General features: G+C 70.4%; 11 protein-coding genes and 1 tRNA gene. 7 read left to right on the top strand and 5 right to left on the bottom strand.

What is annotated here, in order from left to right; genetic code table 11:
* Positions 1-122: 122 nt before the first annotated feature.
* Positions 123-1514 carry a hypothetical protein gene (locus M1R94_RS19190; protein WP_249383340.1) on the bottom strand — a complete coding sequence of 464 codons (1392 nt, stop codon included), beginning with the start codon at positions 1512-1514 and terminating at the stop codon, positions 123-125.
* A complete protein-coding gene (locus tag M1R94_RS19195; RefSeq protein WP_249383341.1) occupies positions 1511-2065 on the bottom strand; it encodes a sigma-70 family RNA polymerase sigma factor in 555 nt (184 codons plus the stop codon). Before M1R94_RS19195 ends, M1R94_RS19190 begins: the two co-directional genes overlap by 4 nt.
* Before the next feature lie 195 nt (positions 2066-2260).
* On the opposite strand from M1R94_RS19195, the gene M1R94_RS19200 reads away from it, so the two are divergent.
* The gene (locus tag M1R94_RS19200; protein ID WP_249383342.1) at positions 2261-3055 is read left to right on the top strand and encodes an HAD-IIA family hydrolase; all 795 of its coding nucleotides are present in this window, start codon (positions 2261-2263) and stop codon (positions 3053-3055) included.
* Positions 3056-3210: 155 nt separating this feature from the next.
* Positions 3211-5544 (top strand): putative bifunctional diguanylate cyclase/phosphodiesterase, encoded by a 2334-nt coding sequence (locus tag M1R94_RS19205; protein WP_249383343.1) that lies wholly within the window; start codon positions 3211-3213, stop codon positions 5542-5544.
* A gap of 67 nt (positions 5545-5611) precedes the next feature.
* Here M1R94_RS19205 and M1R94_RS19210 read toward each other — a convergent pair whose 3' ends face one another.
* Positions 5612-6667 carry a LacI family DNA-binding transcriptional regulator gene (locus M1R94_RS19210; RefSeq protein WP_249383344.1) on the bottom strand — a complete coding sequence of 352 codons (1056 nt, stop codon included), beginning with the start codon at positions 6665-6667 and terminating at the stop codon, positions 5612-5614.
* 233 nt (positions 6668-6900) lie between these two features.
* On the opposite strand from M1R94_RS19210, the gene M1R94_RS19215 reads away from it, so the two are divergent.
* From M1R94_RS19215 to M1R94_RS19230, 4 genes are all read left to right on the top strand, one after another.
* Positions 6901-8511: a GH39 family glycosyl hydrolase gene (locus M1R94_RS19215; protein ID WP_249383345.1), complete on the top strand. Its 1611-nt coding sequence runs from the start codon at positions 6901-6903 to the stop codon at positions 8509-8511.
* Between the two features lie 59 nt (positions 8512-8570).
* The gene (locus M1R94_RS19220) at positions 8571-9884 is read left to right on the top strand and encodes an ABC transporter substrate-binding protein (protein WP_249383346.1); all 1314 of its coding nucleotides are present in this window, start codon (positions 8571-8573) and stop codon (positions 9882-9884) included.
* 117 nt (positions 9885-10001) lie between these two features.
* Entirely contained in the window at positions 10002-11129 is a 1128-nt protein-coding gene (locus M1R94_RS19225; protein ID WP_249383347.1) for a carbohydrate ABC transporter permease, read from the top strand.
* A complete protein-coding gene (locus M1R94_RS19230; protein ID WP_249383348.1) occupies positions 11126-12061 on the top strand; it encodes a carbohydrate ABC transporter permease in 936 nt (311 codons plus the stop codon). Before M1R94_RS19225 ends, M1R94_RS19230 begins: the two co-directional genes overlap by 4 nt.
* Before the next feature lie 174 nt (positions 12062-12235).
* On the opposite strand, the gene M1R94_RS19235 is transcribed toward M1R94_RS19230, so the two are convergent.
* Together M1R94_RS19235 and M1R94_RS19240 are read right to left on the bottom strand one after the other, a co-directional pair.
* A tRNA-OTHER gene (locus tag M1R94_RS19235) sits at positions 12236-12316 on the bottom strand.
* A gap of 162 nt (positions 12317-12478) precedes the next feature.
* Positions 12479-12772 carry a hypothetical protein gene (locus M1R94_RS19240; protein ID WP_249383349.1) on the bottom strand — a complete coding sequence of 98 codons (294 nt, stop codon included), beginning with the start codon at positions 12770-12772 and terminating at the stop codon, positions 12479-12481.
* Between the two features lie 298 nt (positions 12773-13070).
* On the opposite strand from M1R94_RS19240, the gene M1R94_RS19245 reads away from it, so the two are divergent.
* Positions 13071-16140 (top strand): CHAT domain-containing protein (locus M1R94_RS19245; RefSeq protein ID WP_249383350.1); only part of this gene is annotated, 3070 nt, incomplete at its 3' end.

A 16140-nucleotide genomic window follows, 5' to 3' on the forward strand; every position in this document is an offset into this window, starting at 1 on the left:
CGCCCTCCGCTGAGCCTGGCAGAGGGGTGTGGGTTGCGTACAGCGGTATGTGGGAGGTGGGTCTCGGGCCGGATCCGTCGACGACCCAGGTGTGCTCGAGGACGCCGCGGCCGGCCCCAGCCTCACTGCCAGCCCTCGGCCTCCGTGGTGCCCTCGACCACACCGAGGACGACCAGGCCGACGCCGGGGACCGGCTGCTCGGGGCGACCGATGAGCTCGGTCGTCGCCCCGGCGAAGGGGTCGACACTGATCAGGCCGAACTCGGAGTCGTCGTCGCCGCCGATCGTCACGGCCAGCAGCCGGTCCCCGGTCCCCGCCATCAGCCGCGCCCAACCTGCTTCCGGTGCGGGGAGCTCGGTGAGCAGCGGTCCGTCCGCCTCGACGAGTCGGAGGGTGCCGTCGTCGTCCTGCTCGCGCACCCGCAGGACGGTCCGGCCCTGCACCGCCCAGACGCTGCGCACGCTCAGGTCGGCGAGTGCACCCGCCGGGCCGATGGGCTGCGCCGGACCGCCGTCGACCGGGGCGAGCCACAGGGCGCTGGAAGGTCCCGGTCCCGCCTGGGTCCACCCCTCCGGGCCGCAGACCAGGACCACGCCCGCCTCGACCCAGGCCCGGCTCCGGCAGGCGTCCTGGACGTCCGGATAGGGCGTGCTCAGGGAGACCTGCGGCGTGAGGTCCGTCGCGTCGAGGATCGTCAGGTCGCTGGTCGTGCGGCCGAGGATCGCTGTGCGGTCAGGGCTCGTCAGCCACGACACCGTGGTCCCGGGCTCAGCCGCCGCCCCGGTGCTCGCCAGGGTCGTGGCCGCGACCTTCTGCCCCCAGGGGTCCATCCGGTCCAGGGAGACGGTCCCGTCCCCGCCGACCATGGTGACCAGGAGGTCCCCGGTGCCGTCCCCGACGAGCTCGGCGGACAGCGACTCGCCGTCCAGGCGGAGCACCTCCTCCCCGGTGAGGAGGTCCAGCACCGCGTACTCGGGCCGGTGGTCCGGGCCGATCCGGGCGAGCACCGACGACGTGCCGGGAGCCCACTCCAGCAGGACCGGTCGGTCGGCCCCGTCGAGCGTCAGCGCGGAGGGCACCTCGACGACCTGCCCGTCGGGACCCACCAGGTAGAGGACCGTCGGGGGCATCGCGTCGTCCGCGAGAGCCGGTGCGCCGTACAGCACCAGCGCCCAGCCCGGTCCGGCGTCCTCGAGCATCCCGGGCTGCATCGCGACGGCCGTCGGCAACCCGGGGTGGGTGGTGACCTCGCCCACCGCGGGGGTCGGCTGCGCGGGTGCGGGGACCGCCGGCGGGCCCGGCGTCGGCCGGGCGAGCCCGTGGATCCCGAGCGCACCGACGGCCACAGCGGCCACGGCACCGGCAGCCAGAGCGGCGGTGCGCACGGTGCGGCGCCGTCTCGCGAAGGTGGCGACCGTACGGGCCGTCGTCGTCGGGTCGGGGGCATCGGCGGCGGCGCGGTGCTCCTCGTCTCGGGCGGCCTGAGCCAGCAGGGTGCGCAGGTCAGGTGTCATCGGGTGCTCCTTCCGCTCGCCGAGCTCACGGGAAGGGTGTGGACCTCGGCCGGGGGCCAGGTGACCGTGCTGCCGAGCAGGTCGCGCAGCTTCCGGGTCGCGTCACTGAGGTACCGCTTCACCGAGCCGTCGCTCAGTCCCAGCTCGGCGGCGACGTCCGGCACGGTGAGGTCGTCGAAGTACCGGAGCACGATGCACGCCCGTTCCCGGCGGGTCAGCATCCTCATCGCCACCATGACGTCGGCGTGGGCCGCTGCGGCGTCCGCCGGACCGCGCACCGTGCCGTCACCCACCACGAGGTGTGCCTTGCGCAGCCACAACCGGTGGCGTCGCGCCCGGTCCAGGAACGACGTGCGGATCGCCCGTCGGACGTACGCCTCGGCTGCGTGCACGTCGGTCATCGCGCGGGGCCGGGCGAACGTCCGTACGAGGGCCTCCTGGACGAGGTCCTCGGCGTCGCCCCGATCGGCGACGAACAGGTAGGCATACGCGACCAGGGCGGCGCGCCGATCTCGGACCACCTGGTCCAGGACGTCCTGCCACGGCGCCATCAGGCCCCCCTTCGGCAGGCTTCGCCCACCCTCTCATCGACAACGCACGAGACCGCCAGAACGTTGGGTGAGTGTCGACAACTCGCCCCGACGCGAGGTCGCACGTCTGCACCCAGGACGCACGCGCAGACGTACGTCCTCGGTGCAGAGATGCGTCGTGGGCGAGGTGGCGGGCCCCGAACGTAGGCTGAGGGGGTGGCGGACCGGCGTGCGCTGCTCGTCGACATCGACGGGGTCCTCGTGGTCTCCTGGCAGGCGTTGCCCGGAGCGGTCGACGCGCTGCGTGCGCTGCGGTCGGCCCACGTGCCGCTGCGGCTCCTCACCAACACCACCTCGCGGACGCGGGAGCAGATCACCCAGGCGCTGCGTCGCGCCGGGTTCGAGATCGCGTCCGACGAGGTGATCACGGTGACCGCCGCCGCGGCCGAGCACCTGACCCGCCACCACCCAGGTGCGCGGTGCCTCTTCCTCAACAGCGGCGAAGGCGGCTCTGACCTGGCCGCGCTCGCGGACGTGGTGCTCGTGGGCCCTGAGGCCTCGCCCGGGAACGTCGACGTGGTGCTCCTCGGTGGCGCCGGCCCCGAGCTCAGCTACGACGCGTTGAACCACGCGCTCGCCTGCCTGCTCGAGGGCGCCACCCTCCTGGCGATGCACCGCAACCTGCTGTGGCGCACCAGCTCAGGCATGCAGCTCGACACGGGAGCCTTCCTGGGTGGGCTCGAGGCCGCCGCCGGGGTCACCGCGACGGTCATCGGGAAGCCCGCACCGGCCGCGTTCGAGGGGGCGATGCGCTCGCTCGGGTCACGCCCCCAGGAGACCGTGATGGTCGGCGACGACCTGGACTCCGACGTGCGCGCAGCCCAGCGACTCGGTCTCACCGGCGTGCAGGTGCGCACCGGCAAGTTCCGGCCCGCGCAGCTCGAGGACGGGGAGGCGCCCGACGTCCTGCTCGACTCCTTCGCCGACCTGCCGGGGTGGCTGGGGCTGTGACGGGGTGGTGGTGTCAGGTGAGGTCCGCACCGCCCGGCTGACCGACGGGGACGTCACCAAGGATGCTGCCCGTGGACGGTCACGATCCGCAAGGTTCACCGTGCAACGGCTCACCAGGACCTCAACATCGCCCCATACCTGTCGATGACAGACAGATGGCATGGAGGGGAACACCGGGGCGGCGCGGGCCCGGCGTCCCGAAGGGTGGCTTCCTCCTCGCGGTCTGCGTCGCAGCCCTGGCCGGGCTCAGTGGTGTCGCGGGAGTGCTCGCGGCCGATGACAGCACCCCTGCCTGGGGGTGGACCCAGGTGATGGTGCATGGGACGGCCGGCATCGCCGTCATGCTCCGTGCGGTGCTGGTGCGCCGTGAGCGGCGGGCGTGGGTCCCGCTGGGGCTGGGTCTCCTGTGCGCCACCCTGGCCGACGTGCTGTGGGCCCTCGCCGGCGGGGCGCCCCGCGCCAGCCCCCCGGTCGCCGTGGTCCTCTACGTGATCGCCTACCTCGGCGTGTACGCGTGCGTCGTCGCGCTGCTGCCGCCTCGCCCGGACGCGGGTCCGCGGCGGACCCAGCTCGATGCCCTGATCTTCGCCCTGGCGCTCGGATCCGTGATGAGCGCCTCGGTGGCCGCGGCGCGAGGAGACGTCCCGCTGGGGTGGGGTGCGGTCGTCATGGTCACGGTGTACCCGCTGCTGGACCTCCTCGTGCTCGCCCTGCTGCTCACCGGCACGGTGATCTCGGGGTGGCGCGCCGATACCCGCCTCGCACTGCTGTGCGGTGCGATGGCCGCGCTGAGTGCCACGCACCTCGCAGCGATCATGCCGAGCGGAGCAGGGGTGGGGGACCCCCTCGTGGGTGCGCTCCTCCGGACCGTGGCCTTCGTGCTGGTGGTGGCCGCCGCATGGTCGTCGCGTCGCCCACGCCAGGCCCGGCCGGCCGCGCGGTGGATCCATCGGCTCGGCCCTGTCATGAGCATGACGTCGGCCATCGCCGTCGTGACCGTCGCCGGCTTCACGCGGGTCGCGCCGCTCGCCGTCGTCCTGGGTGCGGGGGCGCTGGTCGCCCTCGTCGTGCGGCTCCATCTCGTCCTGCTCGACGCGTCGAGGCTCACCGCCACGGCCCAGCACCTCGCGTCCACGGACACGTTGACCGGCTTGGCGAACCGTCGCGCCTTCACCACAGCAGCGGAGGGCCTCCTGGGCCGCGCGAGCGCATCAGGTCAACCCGTCGCCCTGCTGCTGGCCGATCTTGACTCGTTCAAGCAGGTGAACGACAGCCTGGGACACGCGGCCGGTGACGCCGTCCTGGAGTCCGTCGCGAGCCGTCTCACCGACTGCCTGAGAGTGACGGACGGCGTGGTGGCCCGCTTCTCGGGCGACGAGTTCGCCCTGCTCCTGCCGGGGGTGGACCGCGCCGGCGCTCTGGCGTTCTGCGACGTCATCGAGCAGGCACTCGCCGAGCCCGTGGACGTCGACGGCGTCGCCGTCACACCCTCAGCCAGCATCGGGATCGCCGTCTCACCCCAGGACGCCGCGGACCTGCCCCTCCTGATGCGCCGCGCGGACATCGCGATGTACCGGGCGAAGGCACGTCGTGGCAGCCGTGCGACGTACGACGCTGCGCTCGGCGACCCCGACGGTGAGCGGCACCTCCAGAGGGTCGCCGCGCTGCGCCTGGCGATCAACGGAGGCCAGCTGCTGCTCCACTTCCAGCCCAAGATCGACCTGACCATCGACCGTCCGATGGGTGTCGAGGCGCTCGTCCGGTGGGACGAGCCCGGCATCGGAGTCCACCCACCGGGCGACTTCCTGCCGCTCGCCGCCCGCGCCGGCCTGCTGCCGGACCTGACCGCGCGCGTGCTCGAGATGGCCCTCGACCAGATGGTGAGGTGGCGCACGGCGGGGATCGAGCTCGTGGTGGCCGTGAACCTCGCGACCGAGGCCCTCATGGTCGAGGGATTCGGGGACCGCCTCGCGGCCGCCGTCGCACGCCACGGCATCGTGCCCGACCAGCTGATCCTGGAGATCACGGAGGAGTCGCTGCTCGGGGACCCCGATCGAGCGGCCGGCGTTCTCGCCGCCCTGCGGCGCACCGGTGTGCAGATCTCCATCGACGACTTCGGCCAGGGATACTCCTCGCTCGCCTACCTCCGAGACCTGCCGATCGACGAGCTCAAGCTCGATCGCGCGTTCATCGCCCCGATGGCAGTCGACGCGGGTGCGTCTGCCATCGTGCGCTCGACCGTCGACCTGGCCCACGCGCTGGGACTGCGCATCGTCGCCGAAGGCGTCGAGGACGCCGCCACCGCGCACAGACTGCGCCGGTTCGGGTGCGACGCGGCACAGGGCTTCCACTACGCACGCCCCCTGCCACCGGACGAGCTCGTCCGGTGGCTCGGGGACCGGGCAGGCCGTACCCCGCCCGACCCGGACCAGGCCGTGTGCACGCCGCGGATCCCGCTGCCGATCCGCGAGGTGCTCGACGGGGTCTGAGGGACCGGCCGGTCGAAGACCTCCGTGCTGATCGCCCGGAGTGCGCGAACCGAACCCCTGACGAGGGCTATCGCGCCAGGTCCCGGGCCGCGACGGGGCCCGTCGTCGCCCGGATCGTCAACGACGTGGCCAGCTCCACGTGCCGCGACGCCGGTTTGGTTCCGGAGGACATCGCGACGATCGTCTGCACGGCCACCCGCCCCATGCCGTCCAGGTGCTGGTGGACGCTCGTCAGTGGCGGCGTGGTCCAGGCGGCCTGGGGGGTGTCGTCGAAACCGATGACGCTCAGCTGCTGGGGGACCTGGACGCCGAGCTCGTGCGCCGCGGCGAGTGCGCCGACGGCGAGCTCGTCGTCGGCGGCCATGATGGCCGTCGGGGGAGTGCCCAGGGTCAGGAGGTAGCGTGCGTGCCGCGCACCGGCGGTGACGTCGAACTGGCCCGCCCGCACCAGCTCCCGGTCCAACCCGATGCCGGCCGCGTCGAGGGCTGCGCTGTAGCCGTGGAAGCGGTCACGGGCTGCGCTCGAGGCGTCGGGGCCTCCGATCCAGGCGATGCGCCGGTGTCCGAGGCCGATCATGTGCTCGACGGCGGCCCGCGCGCCGGCCCAGTTGCTCGAGGCGACGCTCACCATCCGGTGGTGCTGGGTGTCCACCGGGTCGACCATGACGAACGGCAACTCGGCGTCGGCCGCCGCGTCCAGCAGGGCGTCCGGCTCCGAGAGCGTGAGCCCGACGATTCCCATCACGTCGGACGCGCGCTGCTCGGCGACCCAGGCCCGCGCCGCGGCCCGCTGCGTGCGCGCCGCTCGAGCGGGGGCCAGCCGGGTCAGCAGGTCGAGCTGCGCGTCGGTGGCTGCGCCGAGCACGCCCTGCAGGACGTTCATGATGTAGGGCGAGGCAGGGATGTCGAAGACGACGGCGAGCGCACCGGCCCGGCCGGCCGCGCCGGGGTGCGTGGTGGATCGGTAGCCCAGCTCGGTCACCGCGGCGAGGACCCGCTCCCGCGTGCTCCCCGCGACGTCGTCGCGCCCGTTGAGGGCCTTGGAGACGGTCGCCTTGGAGACCCCCGCCGCCTGGGCGACGTCAGTCAGGGTGGTCCGCCTCCGAGGCGAGCGACTGGTCATCGTTGTCCTTCAACTCACTCGAAACTGTTTCGACGTTGCAGGTCTAGCGGATCGTAGGCAGACCGGTCTGGCTCGACCCCTTCCCATCGCGTCCTTCGCATGCCTAGTCTATGACCGCGATACCGCGTAGCGAAACAGTTTCGACCATCACAGTCCGCATCGCTCGCCAGTGCAGAACAAGGGAGTTCTCCGTGCCTCATCACGCGTCGCCGCCCAGCCTACTGATCGACGGGATGTCCCCGGCCGATCACGAGCTGCGGCACGTCTGGAACGAGTGCGTCGGCGCGGGGCGGGCGAACGAGGCGCTGCGCGCGGACTGGCAGGCCCACTTCCGCGAGGCGGTCGACGTCCTGGGCGTGCGGCACGTCCGCTTCCACGGCGTCTTCCACGACGACATGTTCGTCTACCGGGTGGAGGACGGCGGCGGGTTCGGCCCGGCGGGACGGCTGCCGGCCCCGGTCTACACCTTCGCGTACGTCGACAAGGTGTTCGACGCCATCCTGGATGCCGGTGCGCGCCCGTTCGTCGAGCTCGGTTTCATGCCCCGCGCCCTCGCCACCCAGACCGAGACCCTGTTCTGGTGGAAGGCGCACTGCAGCCCGCCGAACGACATGGGGCGGTGGGTCGAGCTGGTGACCACCGCGGTCGAGCACTGGATCGAGCGGTACGGGCTCGACGAGGTCCGGCAGTGGCCGTTCGAGGTGTGGAACGAGCCGAACCTCGTCCCGCACTTCTGGACCGGGACCCGCACCGAGTACTTCGAGCTCTACGAGGCGACGGCACGGGCGGTCAAGGCCGTCGACCCGCAGCTGAAGGTCGGGGGACCCTCGACGAGCGTGTTCGTCCCCGACGAGCGGTACGCGGGCGAGACGCAGGACCGGTCCGCCGAGGCGGCCACGGCCGCGGCCGCCGACCCCGACGCGCTGGACTGGAAGCCGGTGTGGATCCACGAGTTCATCGAGTGGTGCGCCACGCGTGACGTGCCCCTCGACTTCCTGTCCACCCATCTCTACCCCACGGACTTCGCGTTCGACGCCGAAGGCAACGGCCAGCCGATCCAGCGGCATGTCGACGCGACCCGCGACGACCTCGTCGCCATGCGCAAGATCATCGCCGCGAGCCCCTTCCCCGAAGCCGAGCTCCACATCACCGAGTGGTCGAGCTCGCCGTCCAGCCGGGACGCGATCCACGACACCCTCTTCGCGGCGAGCTACATCACGCGGGCCTTCCTCAACGCCGCGGACCTGGCGGACTCGGTGTCGTACTGGACGTTCACGGATGTCTTCGAGGAGGGCGGCGGTGGGATCGGGCCGTTCCACGGCGGGTTCGGCCTGGTCAACGAGCAGGGCATCCACAAGCCGACCTTCCACGCGATGGCCATGCTCGCGCGGCTCGGCGACCGTCAGCTGCTGCAGACCCCGCACGGCGTGATCACCAGGTCCTCGGCCGACGGACGGCTGGCCGCCCTCTTCTACAACTACCCGCAGGACATGGGCACCCGGGGCGTCGGATCGGAGCGTTCCTACGCCGACACGCGACACCTGGCGCAGAGGGGCCCCGCACGCCGGATCCGCCACACGGTCGAGGGCCTACCGGCGGGAGCCGAGCTCACCGTCGAGATCCTCGACTGGGAGCACGGCAACGTGGCCGAGGCGTGGCACGAGATGGGCGCCCCGCTGAACCCGACGCGCCCGCAGACAGCAGAGCTCCGTGAGGTGGCCGACCGGCTGCGCCGCAGCGTCCTCACCGCCTCGACGGCCGGGACCCTCGAGATCGACATCGAGCTGTCGCCCTGGGCGGTGATGTCCCTCGTGCAGTCGACCGAGCCGACCACCGCCCCGTGACCCAGAACGAGATCCAGACCCAGACCCACCACCCCACCACCCAGAGAAGGGCCTCAACGATGAGGATCACGCGCACAACGGGTTTCATCGCACTCGCGACGACCACCGCCCTCGTGGCCACGGCGTGCACCGGCGGCAGCTCCGCCGGTGGCAGCACCGACGGCTCCGGAGACGGTGACCGCCCGGACGTCCTGACCGTCGCCGCATGGATGGACTTCCCTCAGGAGCTGCTCGACGGCTTCGAGGAGGAGCACGGCATCACGGTCCAGATCGAGTCCTTCCCCGACGGCGCGTCGGCGCAGACCGTGCTGCGCAACGGGCTCAGCTCCGGCGGCGCGGGACTGTCCGACGTGCACCTCGTCGAGCTCGACTGGTGGACCGAGATGATGGCCGTCCCCGAGGACTGGGTCACCCTGCCGCCCGTCGACGGCCGGTGGGTCGACTGGAAGGTCGAGCAAGGGTCGGTCGACGACGAGATCAAGGGCTACGGCACCGACATCGGTCCCCTCGCCATCGCCTACGACTCCCAGCTGCTCGAAGAGGCAGGGCTCCCGTCCGCCCCAGAGGACTTCGCCCAGTTCATCGGCGGGGATGACGCCACCTGGGAGACGTTCGTCGCCGCCGGACGGGAGTTCACCGCCGCGTCCGACGCCGGGTGGGTCGACTCCATGACCACCCCGATGCAGGCGGCGATCAACCTGCTGCCCGCCGCGTTCGAGGACCCGGAGACCGGGAACGCGCTCCCGCTCGCAGAGAACGACGCGATCCGCGACACCTTCCTGGAGTTCGCCACCGCCGCGCAGGACGGCGTCTCCGCGGGCATCGCGATCGGGCACGCGGACTGGGGTGCCGGGTTCCAGGCCCAGCAGTGGGCGACCGTCATCACCCCGGCGTGGATGACCGGGATCATCGAGGAGAACGCCGCCGGCATCGACGGCTGGATGATCGCGCCCGACGCCTTCCCCGAGGGCGGCGGCAACTGGGGTGGCTCCTTCTTCTCGGTGCCGTCGGCCGGTCAGAACACCGAGTGGGCGACCACTCTCGCCGACTACCTCACCTCACCCGAGGCCGCCGTCGCGATGTTCCTCGAGAACGGTCAGTTCCCCTCGCAGCTGGACGCCATCAACGACCCGGTCGTCGGCGAGTCGGCGAACGAGTTCTTCGGCGGGCAGGACGTCGGCGGCGTCTACGGCCAGCTCGCCGCAGACGCGGGGGACGCCGCTGCGGGTGGCTTCCGCGGGGTGAACTTCGCCGGCATCCAGACCCTCGTGACGGACGGGATCCGACGCGTCGAGGACGGCAGCCAGACGCCGGACCAGGCCTGGGAGTCGGTCGTCGCCGAGTTCGACGGACTGGGCCTGACCACCGACTGACATCAACAAGGGGCCTCGCGCCCATCCCTCGTCCGCGCTGCGGCCTGGAGCTCGACGCCCCGGGCCGCGGCTGCGGGCGCCCCCCCAGCTACCGACGGGCTTCCGAGAGGCACCCTCATGGCCATCGACACCGCCCCCGCGGCCGCGCGCCGCATCGGGATCTCACGCAGGACGTCGAAGTGGGACGTCAAGGTCTCCCCCTACCTCTACATCTCTCCGTTCTTCCTCAGCTTCGCGGTCTTCGGCATCTTCCCCATCGCCTTCAACGTCGTCGTGGCCATGCACTCCTGGCACCGTCGGCTGGGTCAGGGCGACTTCGTGGGCCTGGACAACTTCCGCTGGGTGCTCGAGCAGCCCGCCTTCTGGACCTCGCTGCAGAACACGTTCTCGATCTTCCTGCTCTCGATCGGACCGCAGCTGTTCTTCGCCCTGGCGATCGCGGCGTTCCTCGACCAGAACCTGCGGACCAAGACCTTCTGGCGGATGAGCGTGCTCGTGCCGTTCGTCGTCATGCCCGTGGCGACCGCCTTGATCTTCGGGCAGATCTTCGGCCAGTTCGGGCTGGTGACACCCGTGATCCAGGAGCTCGGCCTGTTCACGGACGTCAACTCGCCCTTCTACCAGGACCGGGTGCTCTCCCACGTCGCCATCGCCACCATGGTGAACTTCCGCTGGACCGGCTACAACGCGCTGATCTTCCTGGCCGCGATGCAGGCCGTGCCCCGCGAGCTGTACGAGGCCGCGACCATCGACGGGGGCGGTCGCCTGCGGCAGTTCCTCTCGATCACCGTCCCCAACATCCGCGCCACCATGATCTTCGTCGTCCTCACGATGACCATCGGTGGTCTGCAGATCTTCGACGAGGCCCGGATGTACGACGGCACCGGGACCGGCGGCTCGAACAACCAGTGGCTGACCACCGTCCTGTACCTGTTCAACCTGGGCTTCGGCGACTGGCCGGACCGGCTGGGCCACGCGGCCGCCGTCGCCTGGCTCTTCGCCCTGGTGATCATCGCGTTCGCGGTCATCAACTTCGCGCTCACCCGGAGGATCGCGTCAAGCAAGGCAACGCGGTCGAAGGTCCCGGCCTCCACGACCCGGACGCTGATCGCCGAGGCCCGAACCGCTGCCGAGGCGTCGTCGCGCGCCGCCCGCGAGGCAGGGGTACCGACGCTGCTCGGCACCGCGAGCCGGACCGGGCACCCGGACGCCCTCACCCACGCACAGGGAGACACCGAGCGATGAGCACCGCACTGATCGAGAACATCTCCGGCAAGGGTGCCAAGAGGTATGCCCAGAAGCGGGCGGCCAAGGGCAGGCCCATCAAGCTCAGCAGCCAGTCGCACAACCCGGCCAACCGCCGCCCCGCCTGGCCCACCTACGTGTTCCTGAGCGTGGTGGTGGCGGTCTCCGTCTTCCCGCTCTACTACACCGCGCTGCTCGGGTCCTCGACCCGGATCGAGATCGCCCAGTCGCCCATCCCGCGGCTGCTGCCCGGCGTGCAGCTGCTGCACAACCTCAGGGACATCGTCGGCCATCACCAGATCGAGTTCTGGATGTCCTTCGCCAACTCGCTGCTCGTCGCGGTCATCGTCTCCGCGTCGACGGTCTTCTTCTCGACCCTCGCCGGTTTCTCCTTCGCCAAGCTCACCTTCCGTGGGCGCAGGACGCTGTACGTGTTCATCATCGCGACGATGGCGATCCCGATGCAGCTGGGCACCATCCCGATGTTCATCATGATGAACAGCTTCGGCTGGATCGACACGCTGACCGCCCTGATCGTGCCGAACCTGGTGGTCGCCTTCGGCGTGTTCTGGATGACGCAGTACCTGAGCGAGGCGCTGCCGTACGAGCTCATCGAGGCAGCCCGGGTGGACGGCGCCTCGATGTTCCGCACCTTCTGGTCGATCGCGATGCCGGCGGCCCGCCCGGCAGCGGCGACCCTGGCGCTGTTCACCTTCGTCGGGTCGTGGAACAACTTCTTCTGGCCGTCGGTGGTGCTCCGCTCGCAGATGACGTTGCCCCTGGTCATCCCGCAGCTGCGCGGTGCGTTCACCGCCGACCACGCCCTGGTCATGTCCGGGGTGCTGCTGATCGCCCTACCGCTGCTGGTCGTCTTCGTCTTCGTGGGGAAGCAGCTCGTGTCCGGGGTGATGGCGGGGGCGGTCAAGGGCTGACGTCGTTCAGCCGCGAGCGGCCCACTTCGGCGCGTCGAGGACGAGGGGGAGGGGGAGGGGGAGGGCGAGGGTGTGCGCGTCCCTGTCGTCGCCACCCGGCTGAGGCACCACCTGGTGGGTGAGGTCGCGGGTCCGGGGGGAGATGCATGACTACCGATGCAAGATCAACATGGGTGGGCCCCGTGGGGCTCGAACCCACAACCTACGGATTAAAAGTCGCTTGTGGTGGGGAAGGGCATACCTGGTCGGAGGCCCGAAAGCGGGCCCGACCTGCGGCGATGCCTTCCGATGGTTCTCATCGATAGGGGCCCGCTCTCGGCCAGTTGCGGACTAGATGCGGACTGGGCGCGGACCGATTCGGTGTTCGGGCGACCTAGGGCCGTGCGTCGCCTCCGACGGTCTCCCTCGGTCGTTGGATCAGGTGGATGCCGGCCTCAATGTATGCAGCCTCCGGATCGTCGCGCCGGGAGTTGTAGCCCGTTTGGTGAGCTCGTCGTTCTCTGCCTTGGTGATCCAGGCCACCCGCGAGGTGCACAGCAGGTCGATGATGTCCTCGACACCCTCCGAAGCGCGAGCCTTGGCGACGGTGCTCGAGATCGTGCCCATGTGCTCGTTGTGGAACGTCCCGCGACCGGAATCGACCGCCAGCTGTGCTGCGTACGTCAGCACAGCGAGGTCGCCGAGATCCAGAAGGGCCGGAGTCCGCACCACACGCGGCACACCTTGATGGTGATGTCGCAGATGCTCCGGCTCGCGGTCAGGGAGTGGGACAGGAAGTAGCGCGTGCCTGGTTCGTCCATGGTTGCCCTATCTCCGCGCGGGACGCTTCTTGATCGACTCGCATGATCTCGCACCGGGCGTGATCGAGACCAGCAGCCTGCCAGCACGGGGTCGACCTGCAACGCCTAATCCGGCGCCAGTCCCCCGACCGCGGTCGCAGTCACCGGCGGTCATGGCATAGTGCGATTGCATGGAAGCTGGGGGGGAATCGCCGCGCTTCAGTGCTGAGTTGGCGTCCGCCGTGAGGGTGGTTGGGGGCGTCCTCGCAGCGTGGGCGAGAGGGGATCGTCACGACGAGACGAACGCCCCAGAAGTGCCAGCCGGGATGCGCGTCGATGAGGTGCTGGACGTCTTGGCGCGCGGCGCGCCCGCCGAGGTTGCCGTTCTGCGAACAGAACTGCCCGACGACCCTACCGCGAAGGTCGCGCTGAGGGAGGTCGTGGACGCGTCGCTGCGCCTGGTTGCGACCGGGCTTGGCTTGGTCGTAGATCTCAAGAGGCTGAACCGCCTCGACGAGATGCAGTGGGTGGGGCGAGAACTCGGTGACCTCGCGCACGGGTTGGGTGAATGGAAAGCGGCCGCCGTGCTCTACTTGCTTGGTTCCGACGCCTTGCGTCAGCTCAACAAGCTATGGGACACAGCCGATGTGTGCGCGAAGGCCGTGGCCGCCGCTGCGGAGTGCGACCCGGTCCCGCGTGACGTCATGGCAGGAGCCCTGCAGAACTGGGGCGTCGTCCTGGCCGAGCTCGGGGAGTTCGACGACGCCATCGAGAAGCTCCGATCGGCCGGCTCCTTCGAGGACGACCCGGGCGCGCGCACTCGGGTGGACAACGCGCTGGCGGGCGCAGTCCTGCGGATCGGGGAGTTCGACAGTGCGATCCGCCTGTTCAAGGCCAATCTGGAGGCGCTCGAGGTCCTCGACCCGGCGAAGGGGCTCGACCGCGGCTTGGCGCTCGATGCCCTCGCCAGCGCCTACCAGCAGGCAGGCGATCTTGAGAGTGCAGCCGTTTGGTTCGACGAAGCCCGGAAGAAGATCGCCGCCGATGACGTGCGCAGGCGGTACGGGAACGCTCGCGGTCTAGCCGAGGTGAACGCACAGCTGGGCAACCTCGACCTGGCGGGGCTCGCCTTCGTGGAGGCCCGCGAATTGGCGGTGCTCGATGTCCGCGAACGACAGGGGCCCGACCGGCTGCGAGCCGGGCTCCGGGCGGGCATCGAGCGGCTGGTCGACGACGACACCCCGACCTGGAAGCTTGTGCTGGCAGCCGAGGTGCTTGCTCGGGCCAGTGGCCCTGCAGCCGCGGTCCCGGTGTACGAGCGCGCTGCGAATGCTGCAGCAGCGGCCGGTGACCCGCTGACCGCCTTCGGTTGCCGGGTGCACATTGCGCACGGACTGCTCGAGAGCGGCGAGGAGGACCTGCGGGCGATCGACGTCATGTTGACGATGATCAGAGCCGAGGCGCTCGCCGCCGCGCTGCCGTCGTCGGCGGCGCTGGCTGATGTCGGCCTGATGCAGTTGCTGCACTACGGGCTCGAGGAGAGCGCCTGCGGGCTGGACCGCTTCTACCTCGCTTGCGAAGCCTTGGCGCTCGATGACCTCGTCCAGCGCTCCTTCTTCGACAGCGCGGATGTCCGTTCCGTCAGGATCCAGCGCGCGAATGTCGGCGTCCCGTACGCGGCACTTGCTGAGTTCGCTGAGGAGTGCGGGGCTCTCGAAGTTGCGGCCGACCACCTGTTCAGAGCGGTGAGCCATGCGTCGCAGTCGGGCGACGCTCTCGCCGAGGTGATCGGAGCCGGCCGGATACTAGCTCTACTCGACAGGAGGGGAGCGTCGTCCGACGCCAGCGAGACAACCATTAGGCGCATTCGGGAGCTGATCGAACGACCCGACGCTAGCGCCGAGACTCGCAAGCACGGGTACTACGTGCTGGGTCGGCACACCGCGATCACCGACCCACGCGCCGCGCTCGACGAGCTGAGACGCGCCGCTGCGATCCACGAGCAGATCCGAATGCGTCTCCGGGCACAGGTCGCAATGGGCGATCCACGCACCCTCCGGGAAGACACTTCGTTCTACCCGGAACTGCTTCGGGCGATGATCGATGCAGCAGAGCCTGACGCTGACGCGTTCGACGTCCTCCAGCGCACGAGAGCACTCGCGCTCGGCGACCAACTGGAGCTGCTCCGCGGCGGCCGGGTGCCCCACATCGCCGCCAACAACGCAGAGGCCGTACGGCTCCTTGCGCGACTGCCCGTGCCGACGACGCTAGTCGACGTCACGTCGACGAGCGCAGGCTTGCGCGCATACCTCGTTGACGAGGCAGGCGTCCGCTCAGTGGATGCCGAGGGCCCCACATGGACTCTGGAGGCGGTGCAATACGGGGATGTACGTCGTCGGGCAGCCGAGGTCGTCGCACTGACCCGGTCGTCAGTGATCCTTCGCCACCTTGTGGAGGCCGTGGAGGACTCGGTCGAGCCGGAACGCGCCTTGCTGGTGGTCCTCGATGACCACTTGGCCAATCTCCCGATCCACGCCGTGCCTCTCCGCGGCGGTGTCTGGTCAGACGCACGGTCCATCGGGCGCATCCCGGCAGTCGCGGTGTTGCGGTACTCACCAAACCGGCCGTGGGCGGGCAAGGCGGTCGTCGCAGGCGACTCCAGGGGCGACTTGCCGCATGCGGCAGTCGAGTGCCGACACGTGGCGGAAACGCTCGATGCGCGCCCGTTGCTGCAAGGGGCATGCAGCTTCGAGGCGCTGAAGACCAGGCTGACAGAGACGCAGCCGGACGTCGTACACCTGGCCCTGCACGGGCGGGCCGACGTGCGCAGGGGAGGCCGGGCGAGCTTGTTGTTCGCCAACGGCGCCGGCAGGACGACTTGGGCCGGGTTCGACGAACTTGCACAGTTGCCGTGGCAAGCAAGCCTGATCGTGTTCTCCGGGTGCAGTACGGCAGTCGGCGGACCGCGCCACGGCCGAGGCATCCACGGCGTGGCGCAGGCTGCCCTCGCTGCCGGGGCGACGGCGACGGTCGCGAGCCTGTGGCCGGTGGACGACCAGAGCACGCGAGTGTTCATGACCGAGTTCTACGACGAGTTCGCGCGGGCGCGGGGCGCGTCTGACTGGGTCGACCTGAGGCTCGTCATGGATGGCGCACGCGCGCACCTGCGGCAGCGGCTCGCCGAGCGGGTGGCGGGGTGCACAATCAGGGACGGCCGATCGGTCGTCTTCGACGACGAGATCGAGCCGTCCTCTGCACCCGGCGATGAGGAGGAGGCGCTCATGATGCACTGGGCGCCGT

This window comes from Actinotalea alkalitolerans (genome assembly GCF_023369855.1).
In the GTDB taxonomy this organism is placed as follows: domain Bacteria; phylum Actinomycetota; class Actinomycetes; order Actinomycetales; family Cellulomonadaceae; genus Actinotalea.